Consider the following 16655-nt stretch of genomic DNA (forward strand, 5'->3'; position numbering starts at 1 on the left):
TCCAATCATCATTACAACTGGAGGAGTCGAATGAAAATCGCTCGAAGGGGTTTGCCCAAGGGGTGGATAGGAACGTGGCTGTTCGCGCTCGCTGCGGTGACGAGCGCCGCGCAGGCGGCTGTGCTGCCGGGCGCGCTGGTGACGCCGCCCTGGCTGCACGACCACGCGAAGCAGGTGCAGATCGTCGATATCCGCGACAGCCTGGGCTCGCTCACCAACGATCCCAAGTACGCCACGGTCAATGGGCATAAGGTGCTCGAAGAGGTGGGTGGGCATATTCCGGACGCGCTGTCGGTCAACTTCTGGGGCCTGCGGCAAAAGCATGTGATCGACGGCAAGAAGATCGACTTCATGTTGCCCACGGCCAAGGAGTTTGAACAAACCATGCAGGCCGTGCAACTGGAGCCAGGCAAGCCCATTGTGATCGTGCCTACCGGCGACGACGCCACCTCGCTGCAGGAGGCGGCGTTCTTCGCCTGGGAGCTGCAGGTGTTCGGCGTGCCGCAGGAGCAGATTGCGATTCTCAATGGCGGCATGCACGCCTGGACATCTGCCGGTTATGACGTGGATACCGACGCCATCGCCCCCATGAGTTCCAGCAAGTGGAAGGCCCGGGCGCCGAACCCGGCGCTGCTGGCGACAACGGCCGAAGTGCAGGCGGCGCAGCGTGCGCATGGTCTGCTGCTGGACGCGCGCCCGTTGGCTCAGATCGCGGGCCTCGAGCGCACGCCCGTGGTGCCGGCTGCCGGAAGACTGGCCGGCGCCTCTCCCCTGCCCGCCGAGCTGTTTTATCGCAACGCGGATGATGGCTCCTGGCGGTTTATCTCTGCGCACGTCTACCGCAAGGTGCTGGCTGGTGGCGGCGTGCAGCGCGTCGCTCCGGGCATCGTGTACTGCAACACCGGGCAGTACGCGGCTGGCGCCTGGTTCGTGATCGACCGCATCATGGGGCGCAAGGGTCTGCGCGAATACCCCGGCGGCATGAACGAGTGGGAGCAGCGCGGCCTGCCCGTGGTCAGTTTCTGAGCGCCCGTTTGCGTAGGGCTTGCCGCGTGCCGGGCGGCCCTGCGCAAAGTGCGTCGGCAAGTGGCGACCAACAGCCGGTGACGGGGGATACACCCTGATGCAAATACCGTCGTCAACGCGTGATAAAAAGCATTAAAAACATTCAATCCATACCGAGGAGACAAACATGATTCATACCCCCCTTCACCGCCAGCTGATGCGCCCTGCGCGCCATCTGACTCTGGCTTTTGCCCTGCTGGGCGCCGGTCTGATGCAGGCACAGGCGGCCAATCCGTCGATGCTGAACGACTTCAAGTTCGACGCGCCGACCTACATTCACAAGCTGCCGTTCGCCAAATACGACGTGGTGTTGCAAGTCAGCGAAGATGAACCCGCCCGCTGGGATCTGGTGCTCAACAACGCGCAGAACATTCTCGACGCCGTGGGCCAGGAAAATGCGCGCGTAGTGGTGGTGGCCTATGGCCCGGGGCTGAAGATGCTGTTCAAGAACAGCCCGGAGGCCAAGCGCATTTCCTCGTTGAACGATGAAGGCATCGAATTCGACGCTTGCCACAACACCATGGAAGGCATGGCGAAAAAACTCGGCCACCTGCCGGTACTGGTGCCGCAAGCGGTCATCGTGCCCGCCGGGGTGTTGCGCATCATGCAGCTCGAACACGCGGGGTTTGAATACATCAAACCCTGACGTGACGGGCTGATTGTTTTCGCGGCTTTGGCAGGTCTGTAGGGCCGATCTGCACGATTCAAGTAACCCCTTGCGCGGGCTGCGCTGCGGCATTAACGGTCTCTTGCAGGCGGGTCGGCTCGACCTGTGCGAAAGCGATCAAGCCCTGCAGCGCGGCCACATAGGCCAGCAGTGCCTCACGACCCGTAGTCGTTAGCGAGTAGACGGTTTGCGGGCGTGGTCCGTCGGTGATCTTGTGTGCCTGCACATAGTCCGCGGCGAGCAGCTTTTTCAAGTGGGCATCGAGGTTTCCGTCAGACACCCCGATCAGGCGCTTGAGGTCGGAGAACGTGGCTTGTCCCGCACCAGCCAGATAGGCCGCGATCTGCGTGCGCAGCGGCTGGTGCAGCAAGGGATCAAGGGCGTCGATGCTCACGGCGCGGGCGGATTCAGTGCGTCCATCTCGAGGTGCAGCACGGCGGCATCTTTTCCGTCCTTGCCGGGGATGTGCATCTGGAATTGGGTCTTGAGCATCTGGTCCCAGGGCATCCAGTGCTGGCCGTCCAGGCTGGCGTATTGCCGGTAGCCATAAATGCCGCGCTTGAGCACGATGTGCAGGGTGGATTCGGCGCCCCGGGTGAAGGCGCTGCCGTCCACCACGGTGCGGATGGGCAGCGGCGTCCCGGCGGGGAAGTACAGCACATAGGCGTCGCCGCTGGGTAGCGGCTGACCAATGGTGACCACGGGCAACTTGGACGTTTCGGCGGCCGTGGGAGCGGGGCCGGGGGGCAGGCTGCTGCAGGCCGCCAGCGAGGCGCTGGCGAGCAGTAGAGGCAAGAGCAGGTTTCGCATCAAAAACTCCAGTTGGGGTTGAAAGAGGGCGGATCAGGACGGGGCGCGTGCGGTCATATTCACCACCAGCCCGATTTGCAACTGCGGGCCGATGCCCGGTTGCAGCGTGGCGCGCATCCAGGGAATGAGCAGGGCCGTTGGATAGCCTTCGTGCTGCCACGGACCTGCGGGGTAGCGCCATTGCCCCGTCGGCCGACCGTGTTCGACCAGCACTTCCACCGGGCGTTTGAGTACCAAGGGCAGCACCGAACTGGCGCTGGGAGAAAAGGCATCGCCCGACACCTCGACGTGCACCGGTATGGACAGCCCGGCAGGCAGCAGCAGGGTCTGCCGCGTCAGCGGATTGCGGGCATATTCCTGCAAAGTCTGCAGCGGCGCGGCGGCGGGCTGCTGCGCGTCGGCCAGACGCTGTGCCATCAGCGGCGGGACAAGCACCACGCCCAGCCAGAGCAGCAGCTTGGCGCTGCGCAGCCAAAACGGTGTCGACGTTGCATGCCTTTGGCCCTGCAGCAGGGCGAGCAGCGGCATTCCGAGGCCGAAGGCGGCTGCGGCCAGGTACTGCAAGGACTGTGCATCCAGACGAAACAGCACCGAGCAGACCCCGAGGGCGATGAGCAGACCGCCGACCCACTCGACCGTCTGCTCCGAAAACAGGCCGTGCACATACAGACCCAGGCCGACGAGCACCAGCCAAAGGGGGAAGACGAGGTAGGCGCCGCCAAAGAAAAAGGTGGCGAAGGTGCCCAGCACGCCGGCCGACAGCAGCAGCCACCACACCTTGAGCACCTGGCGATGGATGAACGACCAGAGCTCGTCGCGCGCCAGCTTGGCTCGCCGTGTGAGCTGCCAGTCCAGCAGGCTGACCGCACCGAGCAGCAGGGACATCAGTCCCAGCCAGGCCATGGCGCGCGTTGCGGGGTCGGGGATCTGATCGGCGGTCAACAGGTGGTTGCTGACCAGGGCCAAACCGCCAAAGCTCGTCCCCCACAGAATCAGGCTATGAGACTCCAGGCGCAGACTACGCTGCCCGGCGCCCAGCATGGCGTGGATGCTGTCGAGCTGCTGTGAGGCGATGGATGGCATGCGATCTCCCTGAATCACTCTGTTTCGCAGAGCTTAGTACTCTGCGAAACAGAGTGTCAAGCGGAGATTCGCCGAAGTCAGGCGTTTTTCAGGCCTGTGAGCGCGTCGTCAAAGGCGTTGATCAGCGCATCTGCATCGGCTTCGGTGTGCGCCGGGCTGGCCAGCAGCATGTTGTGGAAGGGGGTCAGCAGCACGCCGCGATTGAGCAGCGCCAGCTGCAGCGCGGGCTCCAGCGCGTCGTCGAAGGCGGCGCGGGCCTCGCTGCCGTTGCGCGGGCGTTTCGGTGCGAACTGCACTTCGCAGCGCGCGCCGATGCGCGTCACCGTCCAGCGCAAACCGTGGTTCGCGATCACGCGTTCCAGCCCGTCGGCCACACGGTTGGCAATGGTGAACATCTGGGCGTAGGCGGCCTCGGTCATCACGTCGGCCAGCATGGTGCGCATCAGTCGCAGGGTGAGCAGCCCCGCTGACAGGGTGGTGCCGATGCCGGAATGGCCCGGCGGCGATGCGGTCTTGACGGCTTGCATGCGCGCGCCGACTTGCGTTGTGAAGCCATAGGCCGCGCCGGGCGTACCCCCGGCGATGGGCTTGCCCAGGACGAGCACGTCGGGCTGCAGATCGTTCGCCCGGCAGTAGCCGCCGGGGCCGCAGGAGATGGTGTGCGTCTCGTCCATCACCAGCAATGCGTCGTGCTCGCGGGTGAGCGCGCGCACGGCTTCGAGAAAACCGGGCTCGGGCAAGACCATGCCGATATTGGTGAGCACCGGCTCGGTGAGCACGCAGGCGACGTCGCCAGCGGCCAGCGCGGCCCGCAGGCCGTCGAGGTCGTTGAACTCGACCACGCGGGTGGTGGTGGTGAGGTCGTGGACCTGACCCAGCAGGCTGGGACGGGTGTGGGCGGCCCCCTGCGCGTCGAGATCGACGAACACATCATCGACCGTGCCGTGATAGCAGCCGTTGAACACCACGATGTGCTGGCGCCCGGTGAGTGCGCGCGCCCAGCGCAGCACGAAGCGATTGGCGTCGCTGGCCGTGGCGGTGAACTGCCACATCGGCAGGCCGAAGCGCTGCTCCAGCAGGTCAGCGACTTCAAGCGCGACTGTGGACGGCAACATGGTGGTGGCACCAAACGCGCCGTGTTCCGCCAGGGTGCGGGCGATGGCTGCGGGGCTGTGGCCGAACATAGCGCCGGTATCGCCCAGACAAAAGTCGATGATGGCGTGGCCGTCCACATCGAACAATCGGGCGCCCTGCGCCTTGTCCACATAGAGCGGCACGGGCGAGGGTGCATCGGCCATCCAGTGCAGGGGCACGCCGAACAGAAAGTGGCGCTGCGCCTGCTGGTGCAGCGCGACGCAGCGCGGATGCGCGGCCAGGAAGCGGGCGGCCTCGATCGCGTGAAAGCGGGCAACGTGGTCGGCGGGAAGGCTTGTGGGGCTCATGACGGTGGGCGCTGGAAAACGCGATGGAAAGCGGCCGACGCGCAGTATCGCCAAGCCTGCGAGCGTCTGGCAAGCCCCGAAATGGCCCCGCGCGCGGTGGGCGAAGTGGTTCTATCGTTCCTGAAAAAATGTCGATATGGTTCAGACCGCTTGCAGGGCTTCATTGGCGTGGACTGAACTTCGCAGTCCGTTCACTCATTCGAAAAACATGGTTCAACACGCTTTTGCCTATCTGTCACAGCAACGGTTTCTCGGCGCAGCAGCCAGCGCCGAGAATGCGCCGACGCCCCGCTTCGGCGTGGCCGGCGTGGCCTGGGACGGGGCGGTGACCAACCGCCCCGGCGCCCGATTCGGGCCGAACGCCATCCGCCAGGCCAGCCAGATGCTGTGCGATGCCACGCACCCGTTTTTCGATCTTTCGCCCACCGCAGATCTGTGCGATCACGGCGATCTGTATCTGCCCAACACCAGCCTGGAGACGATGCGCGCCGCGCTCGAAGCCCAGGCGCGAACACTCTTGGCGCGTCAGCACATGGTGTGGCTGGGTGGCGATCATTCCATCACCCTGTCGCTGCTGCGCGCCCTGCGCGCGGTGCATGGCCAGCCGCTGGCGGTGCTGCATTTCGATGCGCATTGCGACACCTGGACCGACCACTTCGGCGAGCCATCGGGGCACGGCACCTGGGTTTACGAGGCGGTGCAGGAAGGGCTGGTGGTGCCGCAGGGTGTTGTGCAGGTGGGCATCCGCTCGGCCGCCGAGCGCGCCGCGCGCGAGTACGTCAACACCATCGGTGGCCGGGTGATCACCGCGCGCGAACTGCGCGGCCTGGAGAGCCCGTCGCAGCTCGCACCCATCACCGCCGACATCCGCGCCCGATTGGCCGCGAGCAATGCCCCGGTGTATGTCACGCTCGACATCGACTGTCTCGACCCCGCCTTCGCCCCCGGCACCGGCACGCCCGAGCCCGGCGGCTTGAGCAGCGCGCAGGTGCTGTCGCTGCTTGAAGAGTTGTGCGCCATGCAGCTGCCCTTTGTCGGCATGGACTGCGTGGAGGTGTCGCCGCCCTACGACCACGCCGAACTCACCTCCAATATCGCGGCGCTGTGCGTCTGGACTTATCTGTGCGCGCGGCTCGCTTCTGAAAAAACTGTCTCCCCCTGACCCGGAAGGATCCCGCGCATGATGCGGCTGGAACAACAGGCGCAGCGCCTGATCGAGAACTCGTACTACGTCGACTCCGCGCAGGCCGCGCCGCGCCATGTGCCCCTGCAGGGCGAGGTGCAGGCGGATGTGTGTATCGTCGGCGGCGGTCTGGCCGGGCTTTCGGCCGCGCTGGAACTGCGCAAGCGCGGCATGCAGGTGGTGTTGCTCGAAGGGCGACACATCGGCTGGGGCGCTTCGGGCCGCAACGGCGGCCAGGCGCTGGCGGGCTACGCCAGCGAGATGGAGCCGTTCGAGCGCCAGCTCGGCGCCAAGAGCGCGCACTTTGCCTGGGAAATGTCGCTCGACGCCATTCGCCTGCTGCGCGAACGCATCGCCCAATACGCCATCGACTGCGACTGGACGCCCGGGGTGATGAGCGTAGCGGTCACTCCCAAGAAAGCTCGCGCGCTGCATGCCTGGGCCGAACATATGCAGCGCGAATACGGCTACACCCATCTGCAGAGCTTCGACGCGCAGCAGACCCGCAGCCTCATCGCCAGCAAACGCTATTGCGCCGCAGTGCTCGACGATTTCGGCGGCCACCTGCACCCGCTCAACTACACCTTGGGACTCGGCCGCGCCGCTCTCAACGCCGGGGTGGTGCTGCACGAGCAATCGCCCGTGATCAGCGTCAAACCCGCGGCGCAGGCCGGTGGCGGCAAGGCCCAGGTGCAAACTGCGCAGGGCAGCGTGCGCGCGCGCCATGTGCTGCTTGCGGGCAATGTTCAGCTTGGCGATGTGGCGCCGCGGCTGTCCCGGCGCATCATGCCCGTGGGCACTTACATCATCGCCACCGAAGCGCTCGGCGCGCAGCGAGCGAAGTCTCTGGTGCGCAACCGCGCCTGCGTGTGCGACACCCAGTTCGTGCTCGACTATTACCGTCTCACCGGTGACGACCGTCTGCTGTTCGGCGGCCGGGTGAGCTATTCCACCGCCACCCCGCGCGATCTGGCGGCCACCATGCGCCGCAGCATGCTGGCGGTGTATCCGCAACTCAGCGACGTGAAGATCACCCATGCCTGGGGCGGCTTTGTCGACATCACCATGAACCGCGCGCCCGACTTTGGTCGCATCGCCCCGGACGTGCTGTATCTGCAGGGGTTCTCCGGCCACGGTCTGGCGCTCACCGGCATGGCGGGGCAGCTGGCCGCCGAGGCCATCGCCGGACAGGCCGAGCGCTTCGACCTGTTCACCCGTCTGCGCCACAAACCCTTCCCCGGCGGCGATCTGCTGCGCACCCCCGCGCTGGTGCTGGGCATGCTCTGGTACCGGCTGCGCGATCTGGTTTGAGGAAGGCTTAGCCGCTCTGCGGCGTCGGTGCTTGATTCCCCAAACTCAAGGCAAAACACCTTCGCCCTGCTGGCGATTTCTGCGGGTACACCCTCGTTGTTTGGCGAAGTTTTTCACCGCGCTATAACGTGCGCTCACACGGGTTACATGTGGTTTCAATTCATCCCGGTTCCTCCTCTATCTCTTTTCCAGGCGCCTCCCTATAGTCGTCGAAGTTCGCAAAAAACGTCATTTCAGTTCGTTGACACCACAGGAGACAGGCATGAACAAGGAAGACTGGAATGAGCAGGTTCAGATGGATCGTCGCACGCTGATCAAGGCGGGCGGCGCGGCGGGTTTGGCCGCTTTGCTGGGCACGCAGGTGCCGAGCTGGGGCGCTAGTGAGACGCCGGTGAAAATCGGGCTGATTGATCCCATCACCAGCACCTTTGCAGCGCTCGGGCAGAGCGAAATCAAGGGCGCCAAATTCGCTGAAGCCGAGATCAACAAGGCGGGTGGCGTGATGGGCCGTCCTCTGCAGATCTTCGTGGAAGACAGCGCAGGCAATCCCGGCACTGCGGTGGACAAGGCCTCGCGTCTGCTGAGCCAGAACAAGGTGGACTTCCTCATGGGCACGGTCAACTCGGCGGCCTCGCTGGCCGTGTCGCAGTTTGCCAATCGCCACGACAAGCTCTTCGTCTGTACCGGCGGCCACGTCGACAGCCTGACCGGCAAGGAGTGCAAGACCACGACCTTCCGCACCTGCTCGACCACCTGGATGCTGACGGCCGGTGACTTCGAGACGCTCTACAAGAAATTCGGCAAGAAGTGGTACTTCTTGACCACTGACTACGCCTTTGGCCAGTCTGAGCAGGCCGACTACACCACACAGCTCAAGAAGGCGGGAGGCTCCGTGGTGGGCGGTGCGCTGGTGCCCGTGGGGGCGACCGATTTTTCGTCCTATCTGATCGACGTGAAAGCCAAGTCGCCCGACGTGCTGTGCCTGCTGCTGGCCGGTAACGATCAGGTCAACTGCATGAAGCAGATCGCGCAATTCGGCATCAACAAAGACATCGCCGTGGGCGGCGCTTTGTTCGAGCTGGAGCAGGCGCAGGCATTGCCCGAGGCGGCTCGCTACGGCTGGTGGACCATGGAGTGGTACTGGAACCAGCCGAACACCCCGCATGTGGCGGATTTCGTCAAGCGTTACGCCGCAGCCAATAAAGGGGAATACCCGACGGCGCGCGCATGGTTTGGTTTTGCCACCACGCATGCCATCCGGCTGGCGGTGGAAAAGGCCAAGTCGCTCGAAACGGCCAAGGTGGTCAAGGCGATGGAGGGACTGGTTCTGCCCCCGGAGATCGCGCTTCAGCCTGGCAATGTGTTCTACCGTCCGCAGGATCACCAACTGATGCTGGGCATGTTCCCGGGGCACGTGATCCAGACGGGCAAGTATCCGAACCTGTTCGACGTTTCGGGCATCGTGCCGGGCGAGAAGATCGCGCTGCCGCCTTCTGAAACCGGCTGCGTGCTTCCGCGCGCCTGAAGCGCCACTGCGCGTGCCTGCGGACCCGCCACTGCGCGTGTCCGCAGCCTGTCCATCTGCTGCTGCGGAGGCATTGCCTTGAATCTCGTCCTTGTTTTCAATACGTTCAACGGACTGATCACCGGAGCGTTCTATGCGCTGCTGGCGCTCGGTCTGGCGCTCATCCTCGGGCTGAACAACACCATCAATTTCGCCCAGGGCGCGTTCATGGCGCTGGCGGCCTACTTTGCCTACACCCTGGAGCCGAGCCTGGGCTTCTGGGGAGCGCTGGCCGTGGCGCCGCTGCTCGCCGGGGCGCTGGGTCTGGTGGTCGAGGTGTTTCTCATTCGCCGCCTGTACAAACGCGATCCGCTGTATTCGTTGTTGCTCACCTTCGGTCTGGCGCTGATCATGCAGGACGTGATCCGCACCGTCTGGGGCGCCAACGGGGTGCCGCTGTCCATCCCGGAGTCGCTGGGACATCCCCTCAGTCAGACCTACTTCTTTCTCACCGGCTACCGCCTCTTTGTTGTCGCGGTTGCCCTGGTGGGCACTGCCGTGCTGTTCGCCGTGCTGCGCTACACCCGACTGGGCATCCGCATTCGCGCCGGCAATGCCGATCTCGAAACCGTATCGGCGCTTGGCGTGAACATTTACCTGCTGCGCACCGCGAACTTTGTCATCGGCATCGTGTTTGCAGGCGTGGCGGGCATTCTGGCTGCGGGTCAGCTCGGACTGGAGCCGACGATGGGAGACGGCCTGCTCATGCCGGCCTTTGTCGCCATCGTGGTCGGGGGCGTGGGTTCCTTGCTGGGTTCTCTGCTGGGCGGTCTGCTCATCGGCGTGGCCTCGGGCATCACTACGGCCTACTTTCCCGCCGCGAGTGAGGCGGTGATTTATCTCATCATGGGGCTGATGCTCGTGGTGCGACCGCGCGGGCTCATGGGACAGGAGGGATTGTTCGAATGAGTACGCCTGCCTATACCGCTCCACCTCCCCCATCTGCCATGCAAACATCTAACCTCAAACAGCATCTCGGCACCGGCATTCTGGCGCTGGTGCTGCTCACCGCCCCGGCCTGGCTGCATTATGTCGGCGGCTACAACGACATCGCCTCGCGCGTGCTGATCTACGGCCTGGCCGCCATGGGGCTGAATCTGCTGCTCGGGCATACCGGCGGCCTGTCGTTCGGGCATGCCGCCTATTTCGGGCTGGGCAGCTACGGCGTCGGCTTGATGCTCAAGTACATGACGCACAACGTGCTGTTGGCGCTGCTCGGGGGTACTTTGCTGGGGGGCGTTGTGGCCGCCGTGCTCGCGCCCATCGCCGTGCGTCGTCGCGGCATCTACTTCGCCATGATCACCATTGCCATCGGACAGATGTTTTATTTCATCGCCATTCGCTGGCAGGCGGTGACCGGGGGCTATGACGGGCTGACCGGCTTTTCCCGGCACACCCTGCATCTGTTTGGGTTCGACTGGACGATGGGCTCTCTGGGCTTTTATTACCTCGTCGTGGCCTGCTTCGCGCTGGGCGCCCTGGTGCTGTGGATCGTGCTGAACTCTCCGCTGGGGCACACCTTTGTGGCCATCCGCGAAAACCAGAAGCGGCTGACCTTTCTCGGCCTGCCGGTACAGCGCTATGCGGCGATTTCCTTCGCTCTGTCTGGCCTGATCGTGGCGCTGGCCGGTGGACTCAACGCCCTGCTCGACAACTTCACCTCGCCCAACACTTTGAACTACACCTTTTCAGGCGACTTGGTGGTGATCGCGGTGCTGGGGGGGATGCGCAACTTCTGGGGGCCGCTGGTCGGGGCGGCCATCTTCGTGCTGGTGCGGGATTACGCCAGCTCGGTGACAGACAACTGGATGTCCGTCATCGGCCTGATCTTCGTGCTGTCGGTGCTGTTTTTCCCGCTGGGTGTGATGGGGTTTTTGCAGCGCAAGGGGAAGACATCATGAGCTTGCTGCAGCTGCACAACGTCTCGCGCCGCTTTGGCGCACTCAAGGCGCTGACTGACATTTCCATCGAGGTGCAGCCCGGAGAGTTGCGCGCGGTCATTGGACCCAACGGCGCGGGCAAGACCACGCTGTTCAACCTGATCAGCGGGTTTTTCCCGCCGAGTGAAGGGCAGATCACCTTTGATGGCAGGCCCATCCAGACGGTCAACCCTGGTGAGCTGGTCAAGCGCGGCATCATCCGCACTTTCCAGATCACCGAGATCTTCCGCTCGCTCACGGTGTATGAAAACCTGCGTATTGCCGTTGAGGTGGCGCAGGGCGTGAACCTGCGTCCCTGGATGGGGCGCGCCCTGCGTAAACGCATCGACGATCAGGTGGATGAGTTGATGCATCTGGTGAAGATCAGCGGCAAGGCGGATCGGGTGACGGGCGAGATGTCGCACGGCGACCAAAGGGTGGTCGAGGTGGGCATTGCGTTGGCCCGCCGTCCCAAGCTGCTGCTGCTCGACGAGCCCACCGCCGGGATGGGAGATGAAGAGACGCACCACATGACCGCGCTGATCCGTGATCTGAACAAAAACCAGGGCATCGCCACCCTGTTCGTGGAGCATGACATGGAAATCGTGTTCGGCATCGCCGATCGCATCACCGTGCTCGACAACGGTACGCTGCTCGCCGAGGGCACGGCCGATGAAATTGCCAACAACGCAAGGGTGCAGGCGGCTTATCTGGGTCAAGCGGCCTGACCGCCCTGACCCAAGCCGACATCTCCACAGGACTCTCCGCTTATGACCGCCGTTCTCGAACTCGACAACATTCATACCTACTACGACAAAAGCCATATTCTCAAAGGCGTGTCGATGACCGTGGGCGAAGGCGAACTCGTCGCGCTGCTGGGCCGCAATGGCGCGGGCAAGACCACGACGATGCGCTCGGTCATGGGGCTGACGCCGCCGCGCCAGGGCAAGATCAAATTCTTCGGCAAGGACATGACCGGCGCCTCGCCGCACCGCATTGCGGGCCTGGGCGTGGGTTATGTGCCCGAGGGACGCAAGATCTTCGGGCACCTCACGGTGCACGAAAACCTGCTGGTGGTGCACGAAACGCCGGGGCGCTGGAATATCGATGGCGTGTACCAACTCTTTCCACGCCTGCACGAACGCCGAACCAGCAAAGGCGGGCGCCTTTCAGGCGGCGAGCAGGAGATGCTGTCCATTGCGCGCGCGCTGCTGCTCAACCCCAAGTTACTCATCCTTGATGAACCTTCGCAGGGTTTGGCGCCTGTGATCGTGCAGGAGGTGATGCGCACGGTGGGACGCATGAAGGACGAAGGAATTTCCGTGCTGCTGGTTGAGCAGAACGCTTTTCTCGCGCTGCAACTGGCTGATCGCGCCTACGTGCTTTCTGAAGGCGAGATTGTCTTTTCGGGTGATGCGGCCGCCTTGCGCGACGACAAGACCCGGATGGAGCAACTGGCGGGCGTGGCCCACGCTGCTTGATTGCGGCTTCAGTCGGGAAGCTGGCTGCGGATGAGCATGCACAACTTCTGCGCCCAGGGCGGTACGCGCTCGGTGGGCACATAGGCATAGCCGAGAATCAGCCCGCGGCGCTGCGGTGCGCCGAGGTAATAGCGCGACAGCGGCCGAACCGTCATGCCCTGCGCATCGGCGGCGCGGGCGATGGCCTCGTCGTCCACACCCGGCGTGTTGAACAGCAAACAGAGGTGCAAGCCGGACTCCTGGCCCGAGATCTGCACCCGGTCGCCCAAGCAGCGCTGAATGCGCCGCGCCAATTCGTCGCGCCGTGCCTGATAGGCCACGCGTAGACGACGTATGAGGGTGTTGAGATGGCCTTCGGTGATGAAGTCGGTCAGCGCCGCCTGCAGCATGAGCTGACCCGGGCGGTATAGATCGTAGAGCCCGGTGTTGAAGGCGGGCAGCAGATCGGTCGGCACGACCAAATAGCCCAGACGGATGCCGGGGTACATCACTTTGGAGAAGGTGCCTGAATAGAGCACCTGCGCATGTTCGTCCAGCCCCTGCAGGCTGGCGAAGGGGCGGCCGCCGAAGCGGAATTCACTGTCGTAATCGTCCTCAAAAATCCAGCAGCGCTGTTGCGCGGCGAATTGCAGCAGGGCGCGGCGGCGCTGCAGGCTCATCACATGGCCGAGCGGATATTGATGCGAGGGCGTGACGTAGATCAGCCGTGGCCTGCCCTGCTGCCAGTCGGCCGCCGATGGCGCCATGCCCTCCAAGTCCACCGCGATCGGCTTGAGCTTGAGCCCGGCGGCCTGCAACGCCCGGCGCGCGCCCCAGTAGCAGGGGTCTTCCACCCAGGCCTCGTCGCCGTGATCAGTGAGCAGGCGCGCGGCCAGATCGAGCGATTGCTGCGTGCCCGAGGTGATGAGCACCTGCTCGGGCGTCACCCGCACCGAGCGCGACAGGCTGAGGTACTGCGCAATCGCCACGCGCAGCGGCATATAGCCGCCTTCCTGGCCGTAATCGAGCAGGTCGCGGTCGAGGCTGCGCCAATACTTGGCCTGCAGTTTTTGCCAGAGCTGAATGGGGAATTCGGCAAACTCGATCTCGCCGGGCGCGAAGGGCTGCACCTCAAAGTCCGCCGATCCCGACTGCGCGGTGAGCAGATTGCCGCGCAGCGAGAGTTCGCGCGGCGAGCCGCTGTTCGCACTGGCGGCCTGCGCCAGCTTGCGCCCGCGTACCGCCGGACTGAGCGGGCCGAGTTCCGGCAGGGTCTCGGAAACGAAAGTGCCGCTGCCCTGGCGCGCGGTGAGGTAGCCTTCCGCCGTGAGCTGGTTGATGGCCGACATGACCGTATTGCGCGAGAGATTCAGGTCGCGCGCCAGATCGCGGGTGGACGGCAGTTGTACCCCGGCGGTGATGCGACCCGCCAGAATGGCGCCGCGTAGCGAGAGATACAGGCGCCGGTTGAGCGGCGGGGCTACCGCCGCGTCGCCTTCGGCGCGCTGAAGCTCGGTGAGCAGGAGTTCGGAGAGGGCAAGGGGTCGCATGGGTAGGCGCGGCAGATAAAAACTGGCTCCATGACAAAAGCAGGGAGTGGCACTTCCGAGAGTACCAGTTGGCAGGTAAATTGAGACTATCGAATCGTGCTAAGTCATGGAAAACCCTAGTATTTTTTGTTTTTTTGGCCCATTCAGAATGGTGCCCGGCCTTATTGCATTGCACCAAATCAGGGCGAAAACTGAGCGGCTGCCTCAGGCTCTGCCTCTTGTTGCAATGCACTAAAACAGGGAACATGCCTGTGTGCTTCTACCCTTGTTTCCTTGGTCTTTGATCCGGTTTTGATGATGTCCAACCTCACCTTCTTGCCTCGCGTTGCGGTCACCACCGATCTGAAATCAATCGGCGGGCACCCCACGTATGCGGTGACGCAAAAATATGTTGACCCGCTGCTGCCGCTGTCGGGCGTGTTGCCTTGGCTGCTGCCTTCAATGGGCGCCGAGTTGCCGCTGGATGCGGTGCTGGGGGATGTGGACGGGCTGGTGTTCACCGGCTCGCCGTCGAATATCGAGCCGCACCACTATGGCCAGGCGCTGAGCAACCCTGAGTCGCCCGCCGACCCGGCGCGCGACGCCACGACCCTGCCGCTGATCCGCGCCGCCCTTGCGCGTGGCATTCCGGTGCTCGGTATCTGCCGCGGGTTTCAGGAAATCAATGTCGCGCTCGGCGGCAGCCTGTTGCAGGAGGTGCACAACACCGCAGGCTTTGATGATCATCGTGAAGACGACACGCTGGATGTCGCCGGGCAGTACGGCCCCGCGCACCGCTTGCAGGCTGTACCCGGCGGCATGCTCGCCAGCATCGTCGGCGCGGATTCCTGGGAGGTCAACAGCCTGCATGGCCAAGGCATCCAGACCCTCGCCCCCGATCTGCTGGCGCAGGCGCATGCGCCCGACGGCTTGGTCGAGGCGTACACCTATCAACCCGCTCACCGCACCGACGCTGGCTTTGTGCTGGCGGTGCAGTGGCATCCCGAATGGCAGGCCGCGCAAAACCCCGTGTCGCGCGCGATCTATGCCGCTTTCGGCAACGCCTGTCGGCAGTTCGCCGCGCGCAAGCGCGACGACTCGCTGGCGCGCGCTGCCTGAGCAAACCGCGCCTGCACCTTTGGCGTTCAAAGTGCAGGCGATGGATGGAACCATCCTTGAAACGCAAACTGGAATCACATCATGAGTAGCGACAACCGCAAGCAGTGGACCTTCAACGATCTTGAAGGCTGGCTCAACGCCCAACGCATTACCGAAATCGAATGCCTCGTGCCCGACCTGACCGGGGTGGCGCGCGGCAAGATCCTGCCGCGCAGCAAGTTCACCGAAGACCGCGGCATGCGTCTGCCGGAAAGCATCATCGGCCTCACCGTCACCGGCAACTGGCCCGAGGATGAACGCCTCGAAACCCTGATCGCCGATACCGACCGCGATATGAATCTGGTGCCCGATCCGAGCACCGCGCGCGTCGTGCCCTGGGCCACCGACCCCACCGCGCAGGTCATTCACGACTGCTATTTCAAGGATGGCGAGCCGGTGGACTACGCCCCGCGCACCGTGCTGAAAAACATGCTCAAGCTCTACGCCGACAAGGGCTGGGCCCCGGTGGTGGCGCCCGAGCTGGAGTTCTATCTGGTGGCCAAGAACAACGATCCCGACCAGCCGCTGCGTCCGCCCATCGGCCGTTCGGGTCGCGCCGAAACCTCGCGTCAGCACTACAGCATCGACGCGGTCAACGAGTTCGATCCGCTGTTCGAAGACATCTACGACTACTGCGAGGCGATGGACCTCGACGTGGACACGCTGATTCACGAAGTCGGCGCCGGGCAGATGGAAATCAACTTCCTGCATGGCGATCCGCTCGATCTGGCCGACAAGGTGTTCTTCTTCAAACGCACCCTGCGCGAAGCGGCGCTGCGCCACAATATGTTCGCCACTTTCATGGCCAAGCCCATGGCGGGCGAACCCGGCAGCGCCATGCATGTGCACCAGAGCATCGTCGATCGCAAAACGGGCCAGAACATTTTCAGCAACGCCGACGGCAGCGAGTCCGAGCTGTTCCTGCACTACATCGGCGGTTTGCAGAAATACATTCCGCACGTCATGGCGCTGTTCGCCCCGTATGTGAACTCGTATCGCCGTCTGGTCGCCAATACCGCGGCGCCGACCAATGTGGAATGGGGCGCGGACAACCGCACCGTGGGCATCCGCGTGCCGTTCTCCAATGCCGAAAACCGCCGCATGGAAAACCGTGTGATCGGCGCCGACGCCAACCCTTACGTTGCGCTGGCCGCCAGCCTGGCCTGCGGCTATCTGGGCATGGTCAACAAAATCAGCCCGCTGCCCGAAATGAAGACCAATGCCTACGCGGCGCCCAACGCCATTCCGCTGCCGCAAAGCCTGTCCGAATCGGTGCGTGCGCTCGACGATGTGCCCGAGCTCGAGGCCATTCTGGGCAAACGCTTTTGCGGCATCTACAAGGCGGTGAAGATGAGCGAGTACGCCGAGTTCATGAAGGTCATCAGCCCCTGGGAGCGCGAGCACCTGCTGTTGCACGTCTGAACGGTGCCGCGCCCTCAACAAAACATCGTCCTGAAACGGAGA

16 protein-coding genes are annotated in these 16655 nt (G+C 64.0%); 11 read left to right on the forward strand and 5 right to left on the reverse strand.

Annotated elements, in window-relative coordinates:
• The first annotated feature begins 30 nt into the window (after window positions 1-30).
• A complete protein-coding gene (locus THI_RS00845; RefSeq protein ID WP_013104326.1) occupies window positions 31-1026 on the forward strand; it encodes a sulfurtransferase in 996 nt (331 codons plus the stop codon).
• A gap of 166 nt (window positions 1027-1192) precedes the next feature.
• Window positions 1193-1711: a DsrE family protein gene (locus THI_RS00850; RefSeq protein WP_013104327.1), complete on the forward strand. Its 519-nt coding sequence runs from the start codon at window positions 1193-1195 to the stop codon at window positions 1709-1711.
• 58 nt (window positions 1712-1769) lie between these two features.
• Here the strand turns inward: THI_RS00850 and THI_RS00855 are convergent, their stop codons facing one another.
• The 4 genes from THI_RS00855 to THI_RS00870 form a co-directional block, all read right to left on the reverse strand.
• Window positions 1770-2126 (reverse strand): transcriptional regulator, encoded by a 357-nt coding sequence (locus THI_RS00855; RefSeq protein WP_013104328.1) that lies wholly within the window; start codon window positions 2124-2126, stop codon window positions 1770-1772.
• On the reverse strand, window positions 2123-2542 hold the full coding sequence (locus tag THI_RS00860) for a hypothetical protein (RefSeq protein WP_013104329.1): 420 nt from the start codon (window positions 2540-2542) through the stop codon (window positions 2123-2125). Before THI_RS00860 ends, THI_RS00855 begins: the two co-directional genes overlap by 4 nt.
• 33 nt (window positions 2543-2575) lie before the next feature.
• Window positions 2576-3625 carry a hypothetical protein gene (locus THI_RS00865; RefSeq protein WP_013104330.1) on the reverse strand — a complete coding sequence of 350 codons (1050 nt, stop codon included), beginning with the start codon at window positions 3623-3625 and terminating at the stop codon, window positions 2576-2578.
• Between the two features lie 77 nt (window positions 3626-3702).
• Window positions 3703-5067 carry an aspartate aminotransferase family protein gene (locus tag THI_RS00870; RefSeq protein ID WP_013104331.1) on the reverse strand — a complete coding sequence of 455 codons (1365 nt, stop codon included), beginning with the start codon at window positions 5065-5067 and terminating at the stop codon, window positions 3703-3705.
• A 208-nt stretch (window positions 5068-5275) separates the two neighbouring features.
• Here THI_RS00870 and speB point away from each other — a divergent pair, with 208 nt between their 5' ends.
• The 7 genes from speB (at window position 5276) to THI_RS00905 (ending at window position 12525) form a co-directional block, all read left to right on the forward strand.
• Window positions 5276-6229: an agmatinase gene (gene speB / locus THI_RS00875; RefSeq protein WP_013104332.1), complete on the forward strand. Its 954-nt coding sequence runs from the start codon at window positions 5276-5278 to the stop codon at window positions 6227-6229.
• Window positions 6230-6247: 18 nt separating this feature from the next.
• On the forward strand, window positions 6248-7561 hold the full coding sequence (locus tag THI_RS00880) for an NAD(P)/FAD-dependent oxidoreductase (RefSeq protein ID WP_013104333.1): 1314 nt from the start codon (window positions 6248-6250) through the stop codon (window positions 7559-7561).
• A 262-nt stretch (window positions 7562-7823) separates the two neighbouring features.
• A complete protein-coding gene (locus THI_RS00885) occupies window positions 7824-9086 on the forward strand; it encodes an ABC transporter substrate-binding protein (RefSeq protein ID WP_013104334.1) in 1263 nt (420 codons plus the stop codon).
• Between the two features lie 78 nt (window positions 9087-9164).
• On the forward strand, window positions 9165-10034 hold the full coding sequence (locus THI_RS00890; RefSeq protein WP_013104335.1) for a branched-chain amino acid ABC transporter permease: 870 nt from the start codon (window positions 9165-9167) through the stop codon (window positions 10032-10034).
• Window positions 10031-11026 carry a branched-chain amino acid ABC transporter permease gene (locus THI_RS00895; RefSeq protein ID WP_013104336.1) on the forward strand — a complete coding sequence of 332 codons (996 nt, stop codon included), beginning with the start codon at window positions 10031-10033 and terminating at the stop codon, window positions 11024-11026. Before THI_RS00890 ends, THI_RS00895 begins: the two co-directional genes overlap by 4 nt.
• Window positions 11023-11772, forward strand: coding sequence for an ABC transporter ATP-binding protein (locus THI_RS00900; protein WP_013104337.1), 750 nt, complete (start codon window positions 11023-11025; stop codon window positions 11770-11772). Before THI_RS00895 ends, THI_RS00900 begins: the two co-directional genes overlap by 4 nt.
• A gap of 42 nt (window positions 11773-11814) precedes the next feature.
• The gene (locus THI_RS00905; protein ID WP_013104338.1) at window positions 11815-12525 is read left to right on the forward strand and encodes an ABC transporter ATP-binding protein; all 711 of its coding nucleotides are present in this window, start codon (window positions 11815-11817) and stop codon (window positions 12523-12525) included.
• A gap of 8 nt (window positions 12526-12533) precedes the next feature.
• Here the strand turns inward: THI_RS00905 and pdxR are convergent, their stop codons facing one another.
• On the reverse strand, window positions 12534-14054 hold the full coding sequence (pdxR, locus tag THI_RS00910) for a MocR-like pyridoxine biosynthesis transcription factor PdxR (protein ID WP_013104339.1): 1521 nt from the start codon (window positions 14052-14054) through the stop codon (window positions 12534-12536).
• A gap of 297 nt (window positions 14055-14351) precedes the next feature.
• On the opposite strand from pdxR, the gene THI_RS00915 reads away from it, so the two are divergent.
• Both THI_RS00915 and THI_RS00920 read left to right on the forward strand, forming a co-directional pair.
• Window positions 14352-15152: a gamma-glutamyl-gamma-aminobutyrate hydrolase family protein gene (locus tag THI_RS00915; protein WP_231836292.1), complete on the forward strand. Its 801-nt coding sequence runs from the start codon at window positions 14352-14354 to the stop codon at window positions 15150-15152.
• An 81-nt stretch (window positions 15153-15233) separates the two neighbouring features.
• Window positions 15234-16613 (forward strand): glutamine synthetase family protein, encoded by a 1380-nt coding sequence (locus THI_RS00920; RefSeq protein ID WP_013104341.1) that lies wholly within the window; start codon window positions 15234-15236, stop codon window positions 16611-16613.
• Window positions 16614-16655 lie beyond the last annotated feature (42 nt).

The organism is Thiomonas arsenitoxydans, assembly GCF_000253115.1.
Lineage (GTDB): Bacteria > Pseudomonadota > Gammaproteobacteria > Burkholderiales > Burkholderiaceae_C > Thiomonas > Thiomonas arsenitoxydans.